This window comes from uncultured Winogradskyella sp. (assembly GCF_947501905.1).
Lineage (GTDB): Bacteria > Bacteroidota > Bacteroidia > Flavobacteriales > Flavobacteriaceae > Winogradskyella.
Map to the genome: position 1 here is coordinate 67,477 of NZ_CANMXL010000003.1, position 19,903 is coordinate 87,379.

At 35.2% G+C, this 19,903-nt stretch carries 13 protein-coding genes; 5 read left to right on the plus strand and 8 right to left on the minus strand.

All coding sequences use genetic code 11. The annotated features are described in order from the left end of the window. Positions 1–179: 179 nt before the first annotated feature. Positions 180–6,080: an immunoglobulin-like domain-containing protein gene (locus Q0770_RS07160; RefSeq protein ID WP_299115474.1), complete on the minus strand. Its 5,901-nt coding sequence runs from the start codon at positions 6,078–6,080 to the stop codon at positions 180–182. Between the two features lie 165 nt (positions 6,081–6,245). On the opposite strand from Q0770_RS07160, the gene Q0770_RS07165 reads away from it, so the two are divergent. Continuing rightward, on the plus strand, positions 6,246–7,937 hold the full coding sequence (locus Q0770_RS07165) for an ABC transporter ATP-binding protein (protein WP_299115476.1): 1,692 nt from the start codon (positions 6,246–6,248) through the stop codon (positions 7,935–7,937). Between the two features lie 340 nt (positions 7,938–8,277). Here Q0770_RS07165 and Q0770_RS07170 read toward each other — a convergent pair whose 3' ends face one another. From Q0770_RS07170 to Q0770_RS07195, 6 genes are all read right to left on the minus strand, one after another. After that, positions 8,278–8,931, minus strand: coding sequence for a CoA transferase subunit B (locus Q0770_RS07170; RefSeq protein WP_299115478.1), 654 nt, complete (start codon positions 8,929–8,931; stop codon positions 8,278–8,280). A 1-nt stretch (position 8,932) separates the two neighbouring features. Then, positions 8,933–9,634 (minus strand): CoA transferase subunit A, encoded by a 702-nt coding sequence (locus Q0770_RS07175; protein WP_299115480.1) that lies wholly within the window; start codon positions 9,632–9,634, stop codon positions 8,933–8,935. A gap of 93 nt (positions 9,635–9,727) precedes the next feature. Continuing rightward, positions 9,728–12,076: a penicillin-binding protein 1A gene (locus tag Q0770_RS07180; RefSeq protein ID WP_299115482.1), complete on the minus strand. Its 2,349-nt coding sequence runs from the start codon at positions 12,074–12,076 to the stop codon at positions 9,728–9,730. 2 nt (positions 12,077–12,078) lie between these two features. Then, positions 12,079–12,576 carry a gliding motility lipoprotein GldH gene (locus tag Q0770_RS07185; protein ID WP_299115484.1) on the minus strand — a complete coding sequence of 166 codons (498 nt, stop codon included), beginning with the start codon at positions 12,574–12,576 and terminating at the stop codon, positions 12,079–12,081. Continuing rightward, on the minus strand, positions 12,560–13,747 hold the full coding sequence (locus tag Q0770_RS07190; protein ID WP_299115486.1) for a regulatory iron-sulfur-containing complex subunit RicT: 1,188 nt from the start codon (positions 13,745–13,747) through the stop codon (positions 12,560–12,562). The genes Q0770_RS07185 and Q0770_RS07190 overlap by 17 nt, the downstream gene beginning before the upstream one ends. Before the next feature lie 150 nt (positions 13,748–13,897). After that, positions 13,898–14,962 (minus strand): rhodanese-related sulfurtransferase, encoded by a 1,065-nt coding sequence (locus Q0770_RS07195; RefSeq protein WP_299115488.1) that lies wholly within the window; start codon positions 14,960–14,962, stop codon positions 13,898–13,900. A gap of 407 nt (positions 14,963–15,369) precedes the next feature. On the opposite strand from Q0770_RS07195, the gene recA reads away from it, so the two are divergent. The 4 genes from recA to Q0770_RS07215 all read left to right on the plus strand — a co-directional run bounded on the left by recA (position 15,370) and on the right by Q0770_RS07215 (position 18,975). Further along, positions 15,370–16,377, plus strand: a complete 1,008-nt coding sequence (recA, locus tag Q0770_RS07200) for a recombinase RecA (protein ID WP_299115490.1) — start codon at positions 15,370–15,372, stop codon at positions 16,375–16,377. Positions 16,378–16,482: 105 nt separating this feature from the next. After that, on the plus strand, positions 16,483–16,890 hold the full coding sequence (locus tag Q0770_RS07205; protein ID WP_299115491.1) for a hypothetical protein: 408 nt from the start codon (positions 16,483–16,485) through the stop codon (positions 16,888–16,890). Between the two features lie 32 nt (positions 16,891–16,922). Continuing rightward, positions 16,923–17,465, plus strand: coding sequence for an RNA polymerase sigma factor (locus tag Q0770_RS07210; RefSeq protein ID WP_299115493.1), 543 nt, complete (start codon positions 16,923–16,925; stop codon positions 17,463–17,465). 1 nt (position 17,466) lies between these two features. Further along, positions 17,467–18,975 (plus strand): outer membrane beta-barrel protein, encoded by a 1,509-nt coding sequence (locus tag Q0770_RS07215; RefSeq protein WP_299115495.1) that lies wholly within the window; start codon positions 17,467–17,469, stop codon positions 18,973–18,975. 93 nt (positions 18,976–19,068) lie between these two features. On the opposite strand, the gene Q0770_RS07220 is transcribed toward Q0770_RS07215, so the two are convergent. Beyond that, positions 19,069–19,815 carry a 1-acyl-sn-glycerol-3-phosphate acyltransferase gene (locus Q0770_RS07220; protein WP_299115497.1) on the minus strand — a complete coding sequence of 249 codons (747 nt, stop codon included), beginning with the start codon at positions 19,813–19,815 and terminating at the stop codon, positions 19,069–19,071. Between the last annotated feature and the right edge of the window lie 88 nt (positions 19,816–19,903).

Consider the following 19,903-nt stretch of genomic DNA (forward strand, 5'->3'; position numbering starts at 1 on the left):
GATTTTCTAGACTTTAAGATTCAAAAAATGAAGTTTTGCGGTTTTTCCGTAATGTTATTGAGGAAAAAGACTACAACTTACTTTTTGACTTTAAAATCTCTCTACCTTGATTATTAGAGGAAACAAAAACCCAGATGATTTTTTATCTGGGTTTGAAGTTAAAATAGATTAGGTTATTACTATTTTTTCATAAGCTTTTGCATCTTATTCATGCCATTAGACCCTTGAATATTTAGCATATAAATTCCACTATTTAATCCTGAAATGTTTATACGCTTTTCAGAAGTAATAGAATCTACAGACCATTGCACACGTTTAACCATTTTACCGGTTAGGTCATATATAGATAATGTCATATCAACAGCTCCGTTTCGCATATCCATTCCTAATCCTACATTTACGGAAGAAGATGCAGGGTTTGGATAGAATCTTACAGAGTTTTCAATAGTCTGAATATCGTCAGAAAGATTAACATCAATTTCTTCAGCTTTAGTAGTTACTCCTGCTGTTAAACCAATATTATCAATAGCAATATCAGCCTGCCATGTGCCACCTGTTAACCTATTGAACCTTAACTGTACACTATTGCCTACATATGCAGATAAATCTATGTTCTGTGATAACCATTGATTGCCTTGATTACCTGTCTCACTCCATAATGTTGCCCAACTAGCACCATTATCATTACTCGCTTCTAAAGCTATACTTCCCATATCATTACTTCCAAACATATGGTAGTTAAATGAGAACGTTGCACTTGACTGTGATGATAAATCATAACATGGTGACGTAATAATTGCTCGCTTGTTTGGATAACCCGTGTTGTTCCCTGAAGCCTCTACAAAAATATAGTTGCTACCTTGAACCGCACTTGATGGCCCCGTATTATTAGACGGCGTCCCATTAGCATCTACTGTCCAGTTTAAATCATCTGCACTACTCTGTGACCAATCACCAATTCCTGACTCAAAGCCTTGAGCATATGGATAAGAAGTAATACCTCCTGAACATGATGGTGTTGTCACCGTACCTTCCGTTACAGAAATATCATCTATAGCTACATCGGCTTGCCATGTACCTCCAGTGATTCTATTAAAACGTACTTGGATACCACTTCCTAAGTAAGCTGCTAAATCTACATTGACAGTTAACCATTGGTTGCCCTGATTGCCTGTCTGACTCCATACACTTGTCCATGTAGCGCCCTCATCATTAGTCACCTCTAAGTCTACTGAACCTGCATTTGTGCTACCAAACATATGGTACTTGAATGAAAATGTTGCCTCTGTTGCTGTTGATAAATCAATACATGGAGAGGTGATAATTGCTCGCTTATTAGGGAAGCCTGTACCATTACCTGACGCTTCTACATAAATATAGTTGCTACCTTGTACTGCACTTGATGGCCCTGTGTTGTTTGATGGTGTCCCGTTAGCGTCCACTGTCCAGTTAAGGTCATCTACACTACTCTGTGTCCATGCACCTATTCCACTCTCAAAGCCTTCACTATATGGAAGTGACACACCGCCTGTACATCCGTTAGCAACTTCATTTACATTTACAATTCTCGCTACTGGTGTTGCCGCATTTCCTGCTGCATCACTTACGTTATACGTTAATGTATAAGTGCCTACTACGTTCGTGTTTACTGCACCTGTTACGACAATACTTGAAGTTAAGTTACCATCAATGTTATCCGTTGCAGTTGCACCTGCATCTGTATAAGCATCTCCTACAGTTAAATTAACCGCTGCTGAACCTAACAATGTAATTACTGGCGCTACGGTATCTGCACTTACAACTACTGTTCGTGTTGCACTCGCATTATTTCCTGCGGCATCACTTACACTATAGGTTACGGTATAAGTGCCTGCTACATTTGTATTTACAGTACCAGTAGTTACGATACTTGAGGTTAAATTCCCATCAATGTTATCTGTGGCTGTGGCACCTTGCTCGTTATAAGCGTCGCCTACATTTAAGTTAATTGTAGATGCTCCATTTAATGTTATTACTGGCGCTGTTGTATCTGGATTTACAGTGACTGTTCGTGTTGCACTCGCATTATTACCTGCTGCATCACTTACACTGTATGTCACGGTATACATGCCTGCTATACTTGTGTTTACTGTACCTGTAGTTACGATACTTGACGTTAAATCACCATCGACATTGTCCGTCGCTGTGGCGCCTAATTCTGTATAAATTTGTCCTAAATCTAAACTAACCGTTGATGAACCATTTAACGTAATCACAGGTGCAGTCGTGTCTGCAATAACATTAACTGTTCTTGTTGTACTCGCATTATTACCTGCTGCATCACTTACACTATACGTCACCGTATATGTGCCTGCTACATTAGTGTTTACTGTTCCTGTAGTTACGATACTTGACGTTAGGTCCCCATCGACATTATCTGTCGCTGTAGCTCCTAATTCTGTATAGGCTTCTCCTTGATTTAAGTTAATTGTAGCTGAACCGTTTAACGTAATGACTGGTGCCTCTGTATCTGGACCAGAACCTTCTATAACAACTGTATAATCTTCAACCTCTCCATAAGTAAACGACGCACAAGAGTCTACGTTTGCATTATAACTCATTGTAACACGCATACGGGTTGCTACTTCACTTGCCGAAGACGGTACAGTAAAACTTCCGCTTACTGGAGTTGTTTGTGATGGTGCTAATGTGAACACTTGTTCACCAGCATCTGTAAAATCTCCATCGCGATTATAGTCTATCCATACCGAATAGCCTTCGTTATACAGTGTCCCTGTCCATGTTGGTGTAATTGATACCGTATATTGAGTGTCCTTTGTTAGCGTTGTAGATATACTTGTGAAATCTGAATAAAACTGTGCGCCAGATGAATTATCTATCGTGTTTAATTGTACTCTACTGATAAACTCATCGTTTACATTACTACTCTGAGAAGAACAGTATGTTACTGGAACTGCATCTGTAGTTACTGAAACTACATTACTTGCAGCAGAAGCATTTCCTGCAGCATCTTTTGCTATTACAGAAAAGTTATATTGTGTTTCAGCTGTTAAGCCTGTTGCAGCAAAAGATGTCGTTGTCGAATTTCCTACTACAACTCCATCTCTAAGAACATCGTAAGATGCTACTCCTACATTATCTGTAGAAGCTGTCCAAGACAAGTTTGCAGAAATTGCTGTAACTCCTGAAGCAGTTAAATTTGTTGGAACACTTGGCGCTGTTGTATCTGGAGCATCAGTTGTTACGTTTACCACATTGCTTACTGCTGACTGATTTCCAGCCGCATCATTTGCACGAACGCTAAACGCATATGCTGTATTTGGCGCTAAGCCTGTAACTTGATAGTTTGTTGCAGTCCCTGAAACCGAAGCTACTACAACACCATCTTGCAAAACATCATATCCTGATACAGCTACATTATCTGTAGAAGCTGTCCAGCTTAAGTCAGTTGTACTTTGCGTTGTATTTGACGCCACAAGGTTAGTTGGTGCTGTTGGTGCATCAGTATCTGGTACTGTAGTTGCTGTAAAAGAACCTGTAAATACACCTCTACCATAAGTAGATGCTATAATTTGATTATTGTTATCATCACCGTTCACTGCCCAATAATCTAATGATGTTACACTAACATCACTCATACCATTATAGGCTTGAGTCCAAGTAGGATTAGTAGAATTAAAGTTTGAAGTTGACCATACTCCTAATTGAGTTGCCACAATTGCTTCATCTCTATTTAGTGGATTTTGTAAAATATCCCTAACTGGTATATTTGGTAAATCTCCTTCTTTACTTGTCCAAGAAGAACCTCCATTTGAAGTTGCCCATACACTTGTCACTCCATAATTATGAATTGTAACAAAAATATCATTTGCTGTTTCGCCATATCTTACAGAAGATACAGAACCAACAAAAGGTGTGTTAATTGTTGTAAATGTTGCTGAATTGTTTGAAACACTTGATAATCTTACAAGTCCACCATTAGCTAAACCTACATACCAAACATTATTTGCAAAAGGAGATGCTCTAAATGCTGTTGGTTTTGCAGTTAAAGCAGCATTAGTAAATGTTCCACTAGAATTAGAAGCTACATTAATAGAACGAATGCTAAAACTAGAACCACTAGAATTATTACTAAGCAATCTATTGGCATCACTGTCATAGTCCATTTGATTTACGAAATCTCCTGTAGTTTGGCTACTTGCTAAAGTCGTAGCTCCACCTTGACGTCTTCCTAATCCATTCCATGGTAAACTGAATCTATAGATAACATTGTTTACAAACGTTGCAATCATATACTGACCATCCTTATCAACAAATGTGTAGAAGCCATCGCCATCCGATAATTCTTCTGAACCATTAATACCCGGAGCTGCATTTCCATTTCTGAATGCTTGAGAACCATTATCCTGAGCTCCAGCAGTAAAAATCACATTTGTAGACCCACTTCCGTTAGGGCCAATTCCTGCTTTTACATATTGTGTTACATTATAATTGTTATTTCTTACGCTAATTGCTGATCCATTACCGGAAGCAGCAGATAAACTCGATGCGTAATAGATACCGCCATCGTTACCAAAAACTGCTTGGTTTGAACTGCCTGGTCTAAACGTCATCGCATGTTGATCGGCGTGAACTAAAGGTGCGCTCAACGTATTTAATCCTGGGTTATTAGACCACTTAGATATTTGTGTCCAAGAACCTGCATTATTTGTAGATCTAAATAAATCAATACCGCCTACATATAGAATGTTATCATTGGTTGGATCTACCTCAATCATTAAATCATAGAAAGCTTGACCTCTACAAAAATCGTTTGCAGCTATACCATTATCGGCGTCATTTGGTAAAGCACCATTTGAAATACTTCCAAATCCATTTGTTGTTGTATAAACATGAACTGGACTATTAACTCCTTGAGTTAAGGCATACATTTTATTAGCATTAGTAGAAGACACGGCAATCTCTACACGATTAGAATCTGTCAAAGGAGAGGCTCCAGCTTCTGTCCAAGTACCTCCGTTAGTTGTACTAAATACACGACCGCCGCCAGTTCCTCCAATACCAGGAGTAGTAATCGTTCCCATCCATAATTTGTTATCGGCACCGATTTCAAAATCATTAGGAATTACAGGATAAGCAGTGCCTTGAAAATCAAATTGAAGATTTGCAGACTCAATTCTACTCCATGTTGTACCTCCATTAGTTGAGCGGTATAACCCTGCTGTTTGCAAACCTAGCCAGTTTGTAGGACTACTCGAAGCTCCATATACATGGGCTCCAACACCAACAAATAATTCGGTATTACCATTATTATTCCAAGCTATTATATCATTTACATAAAAGATTCCTGATAAAAATAAGTTTGAAGCGTTAAATTCGAATGTTCCCGGACCAGCTGGAGGAATATTAACTGAAGTCCATGTGTTTCCACCGTCATTAGTAACATAAACACCATTACCAACTACATCTCCAGCAGTATACTGCTCTCCAGTACCAACATACCAACGATTAGAATTATTAGGGTCAACAGTTATAGATGTTACAGATAAATTACCCGGTACATTTTCTACGCGTTGCCACTGAGAACTTGAGTTCGTAATATTTGTGTTTTTCCATAAACCACCACTAACACCACCAGCATAAACTGTATTATTAGAAGAATCATTAGGGTCAAATAAAATTGCTCTTGTACGACCACCAATATCATTTGGGCCTCTTTCATCCCAAGCATTTCCTACTTCCCCAGGATTTCTTTCACTTTCTCTTTGTTGTTTAAGTTCTTCTCTTAAAATAGCAATGTTACCATCATCCAGCCTTCCAGTAGAAGGGTTTACTGTAAGTTCAAACATTTGCTCGAAGTACCTATTTGGGGGTAGACCTTCCTTTTTTCTCTTTTTCTTATCCCAAGTCAACGTTTCTTTAAATGGTGAATTTTCCATCACCTTTGCATGTGCTTCTCGTTGCTCTTGAAGAGTTTTTTGTGCTTGATTACTTTGGTTTTCGGTAAGAAAAGTAAACGCACTAACTGCTACTATAAGTAGTGAAATACTACCTAGTAGAACGCGTAATTTTTTTGTCATTTTTTTGAAATGGTTAGAGTTAGTTATCGAAGAAAATTTTTCGACGGCTGAAATTATTAAAATAATGTTAACTATCAATAAAATTCTCAATATTTTCGATAAAATGCTATCGATTCTTCAATAACATATGCTTTTTTGTATAGAATTATTACATTAAATTTACACATGCAAAACCCTGAAATCCTTAAAATACAGAATCTTAGCGTCAGTTTTTGTTCAAAAAAAGATGAAATTGAAGTGATTCATGATGTTTCTTTCAATTTAAATTCTAATGAAATTTTAGCCATTGTTGGCGAATCTGGTTCTGGAAAATCGATTACATCCCTGTCAATTATGGGGCTTTTACCAAAAGGGATTTCTAAAATCACTTCTGGGTCAATTCAATTTGAAGAAAAAAACTTACGAACACTTTCAGAAAAAGAATTTCAATCTATTAGAGGTCATGACATTTCAATGATATTTCAAGAGCCTATGAGTTCTTTAAATCCTTCAATGAAATGTGGAAAACAAGTTGCCGAAATTATTAAGCAACATACTTCTTTATCAAAAAATGAGATAAAAAAAGAAGTGCTTTCTCTCTTTGAAAAAGTTAGACTTCCTGAACCAGCGCGTGCTTATGATGCTTATCCACATGAGATCTCTGGCGGGCAAAAGCAACGAGTTATGATAGCCATGGCTATCTCTTGCAAGCCAAAAATATTAATTGCTGATGAGCCTACTACAGCGTTAGACGTCACAGTACAGAAAGAAATTTTAGACTTACTTAAAGTATTGCAAGAAGAAACTAAAATGAGTGTTATATTTATTTCGCACGATTTAGCACTAGTGTCTGAGCTAGCCGATAGAGTATTAGTTATGTATAAAGGTGAAATTGTTGAACAAGGTGGTGTTCATCAAATTTTTACAGCTCCAGAACACATTTACACTAAGGCCTTGTTTAACTCAAGACCATCTCCAAAGGTAAGATTAAAGCTACTTCCTACAGTAAGCGATTTTTTGAATGATGCGATTAAAACAGATATCATTTCAGAATCTGAGCGCAAACAAAAACATGAAGATTTATATAAACAACCTCCAATGTTAGAAGTTGTTGATTTGGAAAAGATATATCTTTCCAAAAAAGGTTGGTTTGGCCCAAAATCACAATTTAAAGCCGTAGATAAAGTAAGCTTTAAAGTATATCCTGGTGAAACTCTAGGTTTAGTAGGAGAATCTGGTTGCGGAAAATCTACTTTAGGAAGCGCTATACTGCAATTGGATAAAGCTACTTCTGGAATCTTAAAATATAATGGTAAAGACATTACAAATCTTAGTAAAACAGAATTAAGAGCACTTCGTAAAGACATTCAAATTATATTTCAAGATCCTTTTGCATCTTTAAATCCTAGACTTACTGTTGGTAATGCAATTATGGAGCCTATGAAAGTCCATAACATAGAAAACAATTCTGATGAGAGAAAAGAAAAGGTTTTAGAAATATTAAGTCATGTCGGTCTTAGCGCAGATGATTTTAATAAGTATCCTCACGAGTTTTCTGGTGGTCAACGCCAACGTATTGGCATTGCAAGAACTATTGCTTTAAATCCCAAACTCATTGTCTGTGACGAGTCGGTTTCTGCATTAGATATTTCTGTACAAGCGCAAGTATTGAATCTTTTGAATACTCTAAAAGAAGAATTTGGGTTTACCTATATATTTATTTCGCACGACTTAGCTGTGGTAAAGTATATGGCAGACCAACTTATGGTTATGAATAAGGGTAAAATTGAAGAATTGAATGAAGCAGATAGTATTTATAGTAATCCGCAAAAAGAATACACAAAAAGACTTATAGATGCTATTCCAAAAGGTCTATAGAAAAAATACCTTTTTAGTTAAATAAAATACGCCAGAAACTAGTCTTAGCGTATTTTTAAATTTAGAAGTTTTTTCTTCAAAAGTAGGTTCTGGTAGATTTGGTTTATTTTTCATAAGTATAAATTTATGATAGATTTGGGGACAAATCATAAATTAAGTTTATGGTAAATCTGGTTAACTTGGTTATTTTGATTTGGGAATGCTAATATGAAACAATTTTTCATTTACAACGATTAAATACATAATTAATCGATGAAATACATCAAATTTTAACATTTATTGCGTTTTTAGATATAAAAAAGCCGCTTATATGGTAGCGGCAAGCAATACTATACTGAACTTAAATAGCCATTTCAGGGATATCACCTTCTATAATTAAGTGGCCTTCTGTGGCATTTTTTATGTCCTCAACAGAAACTCCTGGAGCGCGTTCTAGTAATTTAAATCCATCCGGAGTAACTTCCATAACTGCTAAATTGGTGACTACCTTTTTTACACAGCCAACACCTGTTAATGGCAGTGAACACTTTTTAAGCAATTTTGAAGCACCTGCCCTGTTGGTGTGCATCATAGCAACGATAATATTCTCCGCACTAGCTACTAAATCCATAGCGCCACCCATACCTTTTACCATTTTTCCAGGGATTTTCCAGTTGGCAATATCTCCGTTTTCTGCAACTTCCATAGCGCCAAGAATAGTTAAATCTACATGCTTACCACGAATCATTGAAAAACTTGTTGCCGAATCAAAAAAAGAAGCGCCTGGTAATGTTGTTATCGTTTGCTTACCTGCATTAATAATATCTGCATCCTCATCTCCTTCATAAGGGAAAGGCCCCATTCCTAAGACTCCGTTTTCACTCTGAAACTCAACTTCTATGTCTTCTCTTACAAAGTTTGCGACTAATGTTGGTATCCCTATTCCTAAGTTAACATAATAACCGTCTTTAACTTCTTTTGCAATTCGCTTTGCGATTCCGTTTTTATCTAACATATTAACTTCTTTGTCTAACGGTTCTTTGTTCTATACGCTTTTCATATGCTTCTCCTTGAAATATCCGTTGTACAAATATCCCTGGGATATGAATTTGATTAGGGTCTAGCTCTCCAGCTGGCACTAATTCCTCAACCTCAGCAACAGTAATCTTTGCAGCACCACACATATTAGCATTAAAATTTCTTGCAGTTCCTTTAAATATTAAATTACCTGCTTCGTCACCTTTCCATGCCTTTACAAAAGCAAAGTCAGCCTTTGGAGCATATTCTAAAACATGCATTTTGCCATCAAACTCTCTGGTCTCTTTACCCTCTGCAACTTCAGTACCGTAACCTGCAGGTGTATAAAAAGCCGGAAAGCCTGCTTGAGCAGCACGGCATCGTTCTGCTAATGTTCCTTGAGGAATAAGTTCAACTTCTAATTCGCCACTTAACATCTGCCGTTCAAATTCGTCATTTTCACCAACATAAGAAGACACCATTTTTTTGATTTGTTTTCCTTGGAGTAATAACCCTAAGCCAAAGTCATCAACGCCTGCATTATTCGAAATACAGGTCAAGCCTTTTACTTTTGTTTTTACAAGCTCTGCTATAGCATTTTCTGGAATACCACTAAGCCCAAATCCACCTAACATAAAGGTCATATTATCGGCTACACCATTTAAAGCTTCCTCGACGCTAGCTACTTTTTTATTAATCATACTTATTGATTATTTGCAGACGTAAATTACAAAAGAATAGTAGAAAATACTATCGTGATTATATTAAAACCTTATTAAATGAAGAATTGATATTTAGAAGTCAATACCAAAGTCTTCATCAACATTACCATCTCCTGAAACATCGTCATTTGACGCTTTGCTACAATCTATATTAATGGATAAATTAGAAGGCTTTTCAAATTCTGCTTTAGAAACATTTAGGCTTTCATCTTCGTAACATGCTTTCATATAAAGTGCCCAAATTGGTAATGCTGTAGACGCACCTTGACCATACTTTGTGTCTCTAAAATGTGCAGCTCTATCTTCACAACCTACCCAAACACCTGTAACAAGGTTAGGTACCATACCCATGAACCATCCGTCACTATTATTTTGTGTCGTTCCAGTTTTCCCTGCAATAGGATTAGTTAATTCCCAAGGATATCCAGTCAACATTTCTTTGGTAAAACTTTGATTTATGCGCCAGTTATCTCGTAAACGAGCACCTGAACCAGATTGTACAACACCTTCCATTAAGTTTACTGTAACATAGGCTACTTCTTCACTTAAAACATCTCTGCTTTCTGGTTTAAATTGATATAATACGGTTCCATTTTTGTCCTCAATACGGGTGACTAAAACAGGTTTGTTATAAACACCTTTGTTGGCAAAAGTAGAGTATGCTGCTACCATTTCATAAACACTTATATCTGGTGTTCCTAATGCAATTGCTGGTACAGGTAAAATCTCTTGCTCTACGCCTAATTTTTCGGCCATTTCTACTACGGGTTGCGGCCCAATTTCATTCATCAAACGCGCAGTAATCGTATTTGTAGAACTTGCTAAAGCTGCTTTTAAAGTCTGATAGCCTTTGTAATTGCCTCCTGTATTTCTTGTCGTCCAAGACTCTGGGTTATTAAACTTGTTCGCCTCAATTGTAATTGGTGTTCTTGGTAAAGAGTCACAAGGTGACAATTGTAACTGATCTATGGCAGTAGCATAAACAAATGGTTTAAAAGTAGAACCTACTTGGCGCTTTCCTTGTTTTACCATATCATACTTAAAATGCTTATAATTCATCCCACCAACCCAAGCTTTTACATGACCTGTTTGTGGATCCATAGACATCATAGCTGGGCGTAAAAATGATTTATAATAGCGCATAGAATCCATCGGTTTCATTACTGTATCAATCTCGGTGTATTTTCCATCTTTCCATGCAAAAATTTCCATTTGTACGGGTTTATCAAAAGATGCTATAATCTCTTTTTCTGATTTCCCTAAATCATTTTTCATGTGTCTCCAACGCTCACTTCGGCGCATACCAACATTCATTAGACTTTTGATTTCTTTTTGGTCAAGCTCTAAAAAAGGTGCAGTTGCATTGCGCTTTGGCGTATTTTGACCATCAAATTCAGCTTGTAGCATAGGCATATGTTGGGCTACAGCATCTTCAGCATACTTTTGCATGCGATAGTCTATAGTTGTATAAATTTTTAAGCCATCGTTATATAAATTATACTTTTCTCCATCTGGTTTAGGATTGTCATTAATCCAATCTTTCATAAATTCCGCTAAGTTGGCTCTAAAGTATGTTGCTAATCCTTCACGGTGAGATTCTGGAGAATAGTTAAGGTCTAATTCTGTTTTTTGAAGAGAGTCTTTTACTGCCTCAGTTATGTATTCGTATTTAGCCATCTGAGCCAAAACCACATTACGTCTTTTCTTTGTTTGTTCCGGTCTTTTATGAGGTCTCGGATTAAAATAAGATGAGTTTTTAAACATACCTACAAGCATAGCTGACTCTTTTAAATCTAAATCTTTAGGCTCTTTTCCAAAATAAATTCTGGCAGCTGAGCGAATCCCGTCAGCATTATTCCCAAAGTCATAGATATTAAAATACATAGCTATGATTTCTTCCTTAGTATACTGACGCTCTAATCGGATAGCAATAACCCATTCTTTAGTTTTTTGAATAATACGCCCAATGATATTGGAAGATACTCTCTTTGTAAATAGTTGTTTAGCTAATTGCTGGGTAATGGTACTTGCTCCACCGCCTTTACCAAGCTTAAAAACAGCTCTCAATGTACCCCTACCATCTATTCCTGAATGATTATAAAAACGAATATCTTCAGTAGCAACTAATGCGTCTACCAAATTTTTTGGCAACTCATCAAAGCCTATTGGAGTCCTATTATCTTCAAAATAGAATTTAGAAAGCGTTTTATTATCAGACGAGATTACCTCTGAAGCTAGATTTGTACGAGGGTTTTCTAATACAGTATGGTCAGGCATTTCGCCCAAAGCACCCCAAGATGCCAATAGAAATATTAATATTACAGACAATATCCCGAATGAAAATGTCATCCAAAACCAACGAATATATTTTGAAAAATCTTGAGTATTACTCTCCTTTTTTGTCGCTTGTTTTTTAGCCATATCTATTTATTTTCTACTCTAAAACCTATTTCTGTGATTCCATCTAACTCTTGTACACCATTTGCGTCACCGAACTTTCGCATGGCTTGCTCAACTTGAAATGTGTATGTGCCTGTTTCTTTAAAAACAAAAGGTGATTTATACCCTTTATACCATAACTTATTTTCTTTAACGTCTGCAAACCCAGATCCTAAAAGCGTCCCATCTGGGGCAGCCATTTTGTACTCTAAAGTATCAATAAGAGTCTTGCCATTTGGATATTCTAAGCTTGTAATTAAAAATAGGTTGCTGTATTTGTAATCACTATTATTTCTGAGGTTAACATATAAATTATATGCATTTACTGTATCTGGCGCTTCAACTTTAAATGAAATAATATTGTCTTTATCCCATTGGTTTGGCAGTGATTGATACTCATCAAAAACAGCTTTAGAATCACAGGACGTTAGCAGAACTATTAAAAACAATCCTAAAAAGAAGACATTAGCTTTTCTTGGCATTATTATTTGGATTTCTGTTACGACGTTTATTATTTCGGTTACGGTTCTTATTGTTTTTACGTCTCTTATTGCGTTTTGGATTATCAAAGCGCGTTAAACTGTCTTGACCAACAACGTTTTCGAACTCTACTTTAGTGTCTTCAATGTGCTCTGCAGCATACTCTTCTAGACTAGCAATTTTTTCGCCTTTTTTGTTTAGCTCTATAATTTCATTGGCTTGTTCAGTAGAAATAATATGCCAATTCATCCACTCACCTTCATAAGCATACCACATTAATCCCTTAAAAATATCTGTCTTCTGACAAACTGCTGTTCCTTTTTCGGTTTGTAATTTTTTCTCTTTTTTAGGAAATGCTTTTAATGCATCTAAATAAGAATCCAATTCATAATTAAGACAACATTTAAGTTTACCACATTGTCCTGCTAATTTTAATGGGTTAAGCGATAATTGTTGATACCTTGCAGCAGAAGTACTCACTGATCTAAAATCTGTTAACCAAGTAGAACAGCACAATTCTCGCCCGCATGAGCCTATACCACCAAGTCTAGCAGCTTCTTGCCTAAAACCAACTTGGCGCATCTCAATACGTGTTCTAAACTCTCTGGCAAATACTTTGATAAGCTCTCTAAAATCGACGCGTTCTTCAGCAGTATAATAATACGTAGCTTTACTACCGTCTCCTTGAAACTCTATGTCAGATATTTTCATCTTAAGGTTTAAGTCTATGGCAAATTGCCTTGCTTTTACCTTCATTGGCTCTTCTTTATCTCGGGCTGCAGACCAAATGTCTATATCTTTTTGCGAAGCTTTTCGGTATATTTTTAAGACATTTTCTTTGTCTTCTATATCTACTTTTTTGCGCTTCATTTGCACACGAACTAATTCTCCAGTAAGTGTTACCATACCAACATCATGACCAGATTTTGCTTGTGTAGCAACTATATCTCCGATACTTAATGTTAAGTTTTCTGTGTTTTTATAATATTGTTTTCTGCCGTTTTTAAATCGAACTTCAACCCCTAAAAAAGGGTCTTGTCCATTAGGAAGCGACATGTTGGCCAGCCAGTCAAAAACAGTGAGTTTATTGCAGCTATCCGTGCCACAAGTGCCATTGTTTTTACATCCTTTTGGTTGGCCATCTTTGCCAGTTGAGCAACTGTTACAAGCCATAATAATGTATTATATATACTTCAGAATTGTATAAAATTCTGAAAGAAGGATTCATAAATCTTAAAGAAGTAAAGATAAAATTATTTATGGACTTTAAGCTATTAAATAAATAGAATGAAAAAGCCTTAAAGATATCTTTAAGGCTTAAGTTTATTTGTTTAGTGTATCGAAAATATTCCGCAAATCTTTTTTGTAAGGCAGGTGGTCCGCTCGACCCTTTTTAAAAATATCGTTACTATTACCTTGACCTTTACGTAATTCTTTTTGCTCTTCATAGGGCAACTTAATAATTTCCATGCAATTGGTAGAACAGCAATTATTCATTTTTTCTTTACAGCTATCGCATTGTATAAACAATAAATGACAGGCTTCATTTATGCAATTAGTATGCATGTCGGCTGGTTCTCCACATTGATGGCAATTAGCAATGACATCATCCGAAATTCTTTCGGAACGCCGTTGGTCAAACACAAAATTCTTACCTACAAATTTATTTTCTAAACCTTCAGCTTCAATTTGGCGCACGTAATTAATAATACCGCCTTCTAGCTGAAATACATTTTTGAATCCTTTGTATTTATAATAAGCACTCGCTTTTTCACATCGAATGCCACCTGTGCAATACATGACTAATTTCTTATCTTCTTTATGCTCGCGCAAGTCTTCTTCTATTAAATCTAAGGATTCTCTAAATGTGTCTACATCTGGCGTAATGGCATTTTTAAAATGACCTATTTCACTTTCATAGTGATTACGCATATCGACCAAAACAGTATTTGGGTCTTCTATAAGTTCATTAAACTTTTCAGCATCAACATGAATTCCTTTATCTGTAACATCAAAAGTCTCATCATTTAAGCCATCAGCTACAATTTTATTTCGCACTTTCACTTTTAGCTTTAAAAACGCAAAGTTATCGTGTTCAACAGCAATATTTAATCTTACATTTTCTAAAAAAGTGATTGAATCTAAATGATTTTTAAACGCATCAAAATTATCAGCTAGAACAGATAATTGTGCATTAATACCTTCGTGGGCAACATATATTCTTCCCAGAACGTCCATATCGTTCCAGTTGATAAACATATGATTTCTAAAAAGTTCGGGGTTTCCGATTTTGGCGTATTTGTAGAAAGAGATGGTTAGCCGGTCTTTACCTGCTTTTTCAATAAGTTCTGCTCTTTCTTTACCGCTTAAGTTATTGTACAGTTGCATGCTATACTAATTTTTAAGGTTAAAGAATTTATTTACAGCTGCAAAGTTAAGTTTTTATATGAAAAAAGCACTTTGATTTTTACCAAAGTGCTTTTTTGAGGACTAACTCGTTATTAATATTAATTTTTAAATTAAATCATACTATAACGAGCTAACCACCATCGGCTTTACAGCAACCGAAAACTAAAACAGCTGCTTTTTTGCCTAAAGTTTTACTAAGAATAATTTTCCCTAAGAATTTCATTTCGAAACATAGTTAACCTAAAATTCCAAGCTTTTACATAGCAATTTTTTCCTTTTTCAATTAGTAGATGCAAAAAGTGTAAAATGGTTGCGTCTTAAAATTGTAATCTCTTAAAAGAAGTACTATTTTTACCTTCAAGATTAACAGTGTAAAAATTGAATAAATGAGTAGTGAAAAAGATGCAAAATTAAAGGCGCTTAAACTAACGTTAGATAAGTTAGACAAGGCCTATGGAAAGGGAACTGTAATGAAAATGAGTGATCAAGCCATTGAGGATGTAGAGGCTATATCTTCTGGTTCACTTGGCTTAGATATTGCTTTGGGTGTAGGTGGATATCCTCGAGGAAGAGTTATTGAAATATACGGACCAGAATCTTCAGGTAAAACTACTTTAACTCTGCATGCCATTGCTGAAGCTCAAAAAGCTGGTGGTATTGCTGCTTTTATTGATGCTGAGCATGCATTTGATCGTTTCTATGCAGAAAAGTTAGGTGTAGATTTAGAAAACTTAATCATTTCTCAACCAGATAATGGTGAGCAAGCTCTAGAAATTGCAGACAATTTAGTACGTTCTGGTGCTATAGATATTATAGTTATTGACTCTGTTGCGGCACTAACACCAAAAAGCGAAATTGAAGGCGAAATGGGAGACTCAAAAATGGGGCTTCATGCCCGTTTAATGTCTCAAGCTTTAAGAAAATTAACAGGTTCAATTAGTAAAACCAATTGTACAATGATTTTTATTAATCAATTGCGTGAAAAGATTGGTGTTATGTTTGGTAATCCTGAAACAACTACTGGAGGTAATGCTCTTAAGTTTTACGCTTCTGTACGTTTAGATATTAGACGTTCTACACAAATAAAAGATAGCAACAGTACTGTAATGGGTAATAAAACCAGGGTTAAAGTGGTCAAAAATAAAGTAGCACCGCCTTTTAAAATGGCCGAATTTGACATTATGTATGGCGAAGGCGTATCTAGAGTAGGAGAAATTTTAGATATCGCAGTAGAACATGATATTATAAAGAAAAGCGGTTCTTGGTTTAGTTACGATGACACAAAACTTGGTCAAGGTCGAGATGCGGTAAAAGCATTGATTAAAGATAATCCAGAATTAATGGACGAATTAGAAGAAAAAGTAAGGGCAAAAGTCAATGAAAATGTAGCCTAACAAAAAAATCCTGAAAATTTTCAGGATTTTTTTGATTTTAGACGCAACCATTTTATAATTTATGCATCTTGCTTAGAGCAAGTGTTAACTTTTAATAAAACCCAAATGAAAAAATTACTTTTATTATTTGTCCTAGTAAGCTTTATGTCTTGTGATATTGGCGGAGATGATGGATTAAATTTTCAATTAGAATTAATGTCAATTACAAGTGTTGACATACCTGATCAGTTTACTTTTGGTGAGACACATGAAATAACAGTAAATTATTTACGCCCCAATGGATGTCATGAGTTTAACAACTTTATTTTTCAACCAGATGGAAACACTAGAACTGTTGCTGTTGTAGACACAGTATATGACGACCCTACTTGTTCTACTAATGCCATCGATGCTTCAGTAAGCTTTGATTTTAGAGTAGTAAGTAACGAGCCCTATATTTTTCAATTTTATCAAGGTTCAACTCAAACTGGAGAAGATTTATACTTGATTATTGAGGTTCCTGTTGTTGAATAGAAAAATTAATTTTTAATTAAACCAATCACAATGTGAGTTTAAAAGAACTCATTAATCAATGTAAAGAAAAGGATGCTAACGCACAGAGTCAATTATACAAGCAATATGCGAGTAAATTATTTTCTCTTTGCCTTAAGTATTCCAAAAATTATGTCGAAGCAGAAGATAATCTGCAAGATGCATTTGTGACTATATTTAATAAAATAGAACAGTATAAGCAAAAAGGTTCTTTTGAAGGTTGGATGAAACGCATAGCTATTAATACTGCTTTGCAACGCTACAGACAAGTAGGAGTATTTAACATCATTGACGAAAATACTATCGAAGATGTTTCTGTTGAGGTTGATAACGATGAAGTAGATTTAGATTTTCTACTTCAAATTATTCAAGACTTACCTGATAGATATCGATTAGTGTTTAACCTATATGTAATGGATGGGTTTTCGCATAGCGAAATAAGCAAAATGTTAGACATCTCAACCGGAACCTCAAAATCTAATCTCGCAAGAGCAAGACAGATTTTAAAGCAAAAAATTGAAAATTATAAAGCGAATTTGAATTCGCAATCATTATAAAATGAGCGATAAAAAACATATCGACCGTCTCTTTCAAGAGAAATTTAAAGACTTTGACGTTATGCCAAACGAAGCCGTTTGGGAAGGCATTGAAGCTAGACTTGAGAAAAAGAAGAAAAAGCAACGTATTATTCCTATTTGGTGGCAATTAGGTGGTGTTGCTGCAGCCATTGTGCTCATGTTTGCTGTTGGTAATATGCTAATCAATAATAATCCTGACACGCCAATTATTGTTAATACAGATAAACAACAGTCAGATGATACGAAAAACAATGATATTGATAAAGCATCTCAAAAGGATACTACTCAAATAGCTTCAGAAGATATAATTGACTCAAATGAGAATAATAAATCTTCAACAGTAAATGAAACAGAAAAAGCATCACAAAAACAACTTTATAAATCTAATAATAAAGAAGACATTGTTGCTTATCAAAACTTAACATCAGAAAAATCTAAAGAAAACAGAACAAATCTTACCTCTAAAAACAATAATGAAAATGCTATAAAAACTACCGTAGCATCTACTAATAATATTAAGTCTAATACTACTGATAACTTAGAAATAAAATCAGAGTCAGAGATTAATGAAATCATTAATTCTTCCACTAAATCTGCTACAACAGTTGCATCAACAGAAAAAGAAGATGGTAAGACTGAAGAAGATAAAGCATCCGAAATCTTAAAAGAAAAAGAGATTAAAGAAGAAAAAGGACAAGATATAGAAGAAGCTATTGCTGAAGCTAAGAAAATAAATGAAGAAGAAAAAGAACTACGCCGGTGGAGCATTGCGCCTAATGTAGCGCCGGTGTATTTCAATTCTTTAGGCCAAGGCTCCTCAATTGATGCTCAGTTTAATGATAATAACACCAGTAGTGATATAAGTATGAGTTATGGTGTTAAAGGAAGCTATGCTGTAAACAATAGACTTAAAGTGACTGCGGGTATTAACAGGGTTAGTTTTAATAATACAACAAATGATGTTATTGCTTTATCAGATAATGCATTTGCATCTAGATCTTCAAACTCTTCAAACGGTAATCTAGAGAATGTAAAACTAAACAGCAGTGTTAATCACGCATCACTAATGCTCCTAAGTCGTTCTTCAATTAGCAATAATACTGTGTCAGAAGCTATTAACACTTTACAAACTGGTAATCTTGAACAACGCTTTGGTTTTATTGAAATTCCTCTTGAAGTAGAGTATCGCCTTGTAGATAAAAAACTAGGCGTAAATCTTAGTGGTGGTTTTAGCACATTATTACTTAACGAAAATGAAATTTTCGCAGATGTTAATGGGCAAAGCACACAGATTGGAGAGGCCAATAACCTTAGAGACACTAGCTTTAGTGCTAATTTTGGTGTAGGCGTTGATTATAGTTTAACAGATAAGATTAATATAAATCTTGAACCAAAGTTCAAGTATCAAATAAATACATTCAATAATACATCTGGTGATTTTAGGCCATTTTTTATTGGAGTATATACAGGCTTAAGTTTTAAGTTTTAGGTTTTTTAGTTAGTTAGATAGTTATTGTAAACTCAATAAAGCAATGATGACAATAACTATAAAAAAAGTCGCTCAGTGGTTTGAGCGACTTTTTTAGTCTATAAGTTTTTGATCTAAGGAAAGATTTTCTAAAATCAATACTCTTACAGATTTATTTAACTCTTTTGTATCTTCAGTAGTTAAGCCTTCTGTTGAAAAGAAATTGTGAATTTCAACTCGCATTTTCCCTGGACCACCACTAAAAAAAGAAAAAGGAAAGCGCTTTTTATTATCGTAAAACGTCATCGGGACAATTGGTATTTGCTGGTTAATTGCCATTCTAAAAGCACCATCTTTAAACTCATCTAACAAAATAGACTCATCTGGGACACCTCCTTCAGGAAAAATACATATACTCAATCCTTGTTGCAACCGTCTTTGAGCTCTTAAAAAAACAGCTTGTCTACTTTTAGGACTGCTACGGTCTACCAAAATACAAGTGCGTTTATAAAAGAATCCAAAAAGTGGGATTTTAGCTAATTCCTTTTTCCCAACAAAAACAAATGGATTCTTTACAGACACTAACATTAGCATAATATCTGTCATCGAAGTATGGTTAGCTACAAACATGTAACTGGCTTTCGGATTAGGTATTTGCTCTTTTTTTATTTTATAATTAAAGCCCATGCCTACTAAAATAAACTTAGCCCAAAAGCGCGCCAGTTTAAAAAAGTATGGATACCAATGCTCTCTTGATATAGATATTAATAACAATGGCATTAATATTATAATAGGAATCGCTACAAGCACATAAAACCATATGCGATAGAAAACCCAAAAGATGTACTTAAATAATTTCACAACTTCAAAACTAGACAAATAAATTAAATAGTATAACAGAAAAAATTACCTTTGTTTCTTAGTTTGAATTTTAAAGAAATTCCTGTTA

Bases quoted from the DNA above. Each gene is read 5' to 3' on its own strand.
- Q0770_RS07185 (WP_299115484.1), bottom strand. From the start codon at position 12,576: ATGCCAAGAAAAGCTAATGTCTTCTTTTTAGGATTGTTTTTAATAGTT.
- Q0770_RS07205 (WP_299115491.1), top strand. From the start codon at position 16,483: ATGAAAAAATTACTTTTATTATTTGTCCTAGTAAGCTTTATGTCTTGT.
- Q0770_RS07195 (WP_299115488.1), bottom strand. From the start codon at position 14,962: ATGCAACTGTACAATAACTTAAGCGGTAAAGAAAGAGCAGAACTTATT.
- Q0770_RS07215 (WP_299115495.1), top strand. From the start codon at position 17,467: ATGAGCGATAAAAAACATATCGACCGTCTCTTTCAAGAGAAATTTAAA.
- Q0770_RS07190 (WP_299115486.1), bottom strand. From the start codon at position 13,747: ATGGCTTGTAACAGTTGCTCAACTGGCAAAGATGGCCAACCAAAAGGA.
- recA (WP_299115490.1), top strand. From the start codon at position 15,370: ATGAGTAGTGAAAAAGATGCAAAATTAAAGGCGCTTAAACTAACGTTA.
- Q0770_RS07165 (WP_299115476.1), top strand. From the start codon at position 6,246: ATGCAAAACCCTGAAATCCTTAAAATACAGAATCTTAGCGTCAGTTTT.
- Q0770_RS07175 (WP_299115480.1), bottom strand. From the start codon at position 9,634: ATGATTAATAAAAAAGTAGCTAGCGTCGAGGAAGCTTTAAATGGTGTA.
- Q0770_RS07160 (WP_299115474.1), bottom strand. From the start codon at position 6,080: ATGACAAAAAAATTACGCGTTCTACTAGGTAGTATTTCACTACTTATA.
- Q0770_RS07170 (WP_299115478.1), bottom strand. From the start codon at position 8,931: ATGTTAGATAAAAACGGAATCGCAAAGCGAATTGCAAAAGAAGTTAAA.
- Q0770_RS07180 (WP_299115482.1), bottom strand. From the start codon at position 12,076: ATGGCTAAAAAACAAGCGACAAAAAAGGAGAGTAATACTCAAGATTTT.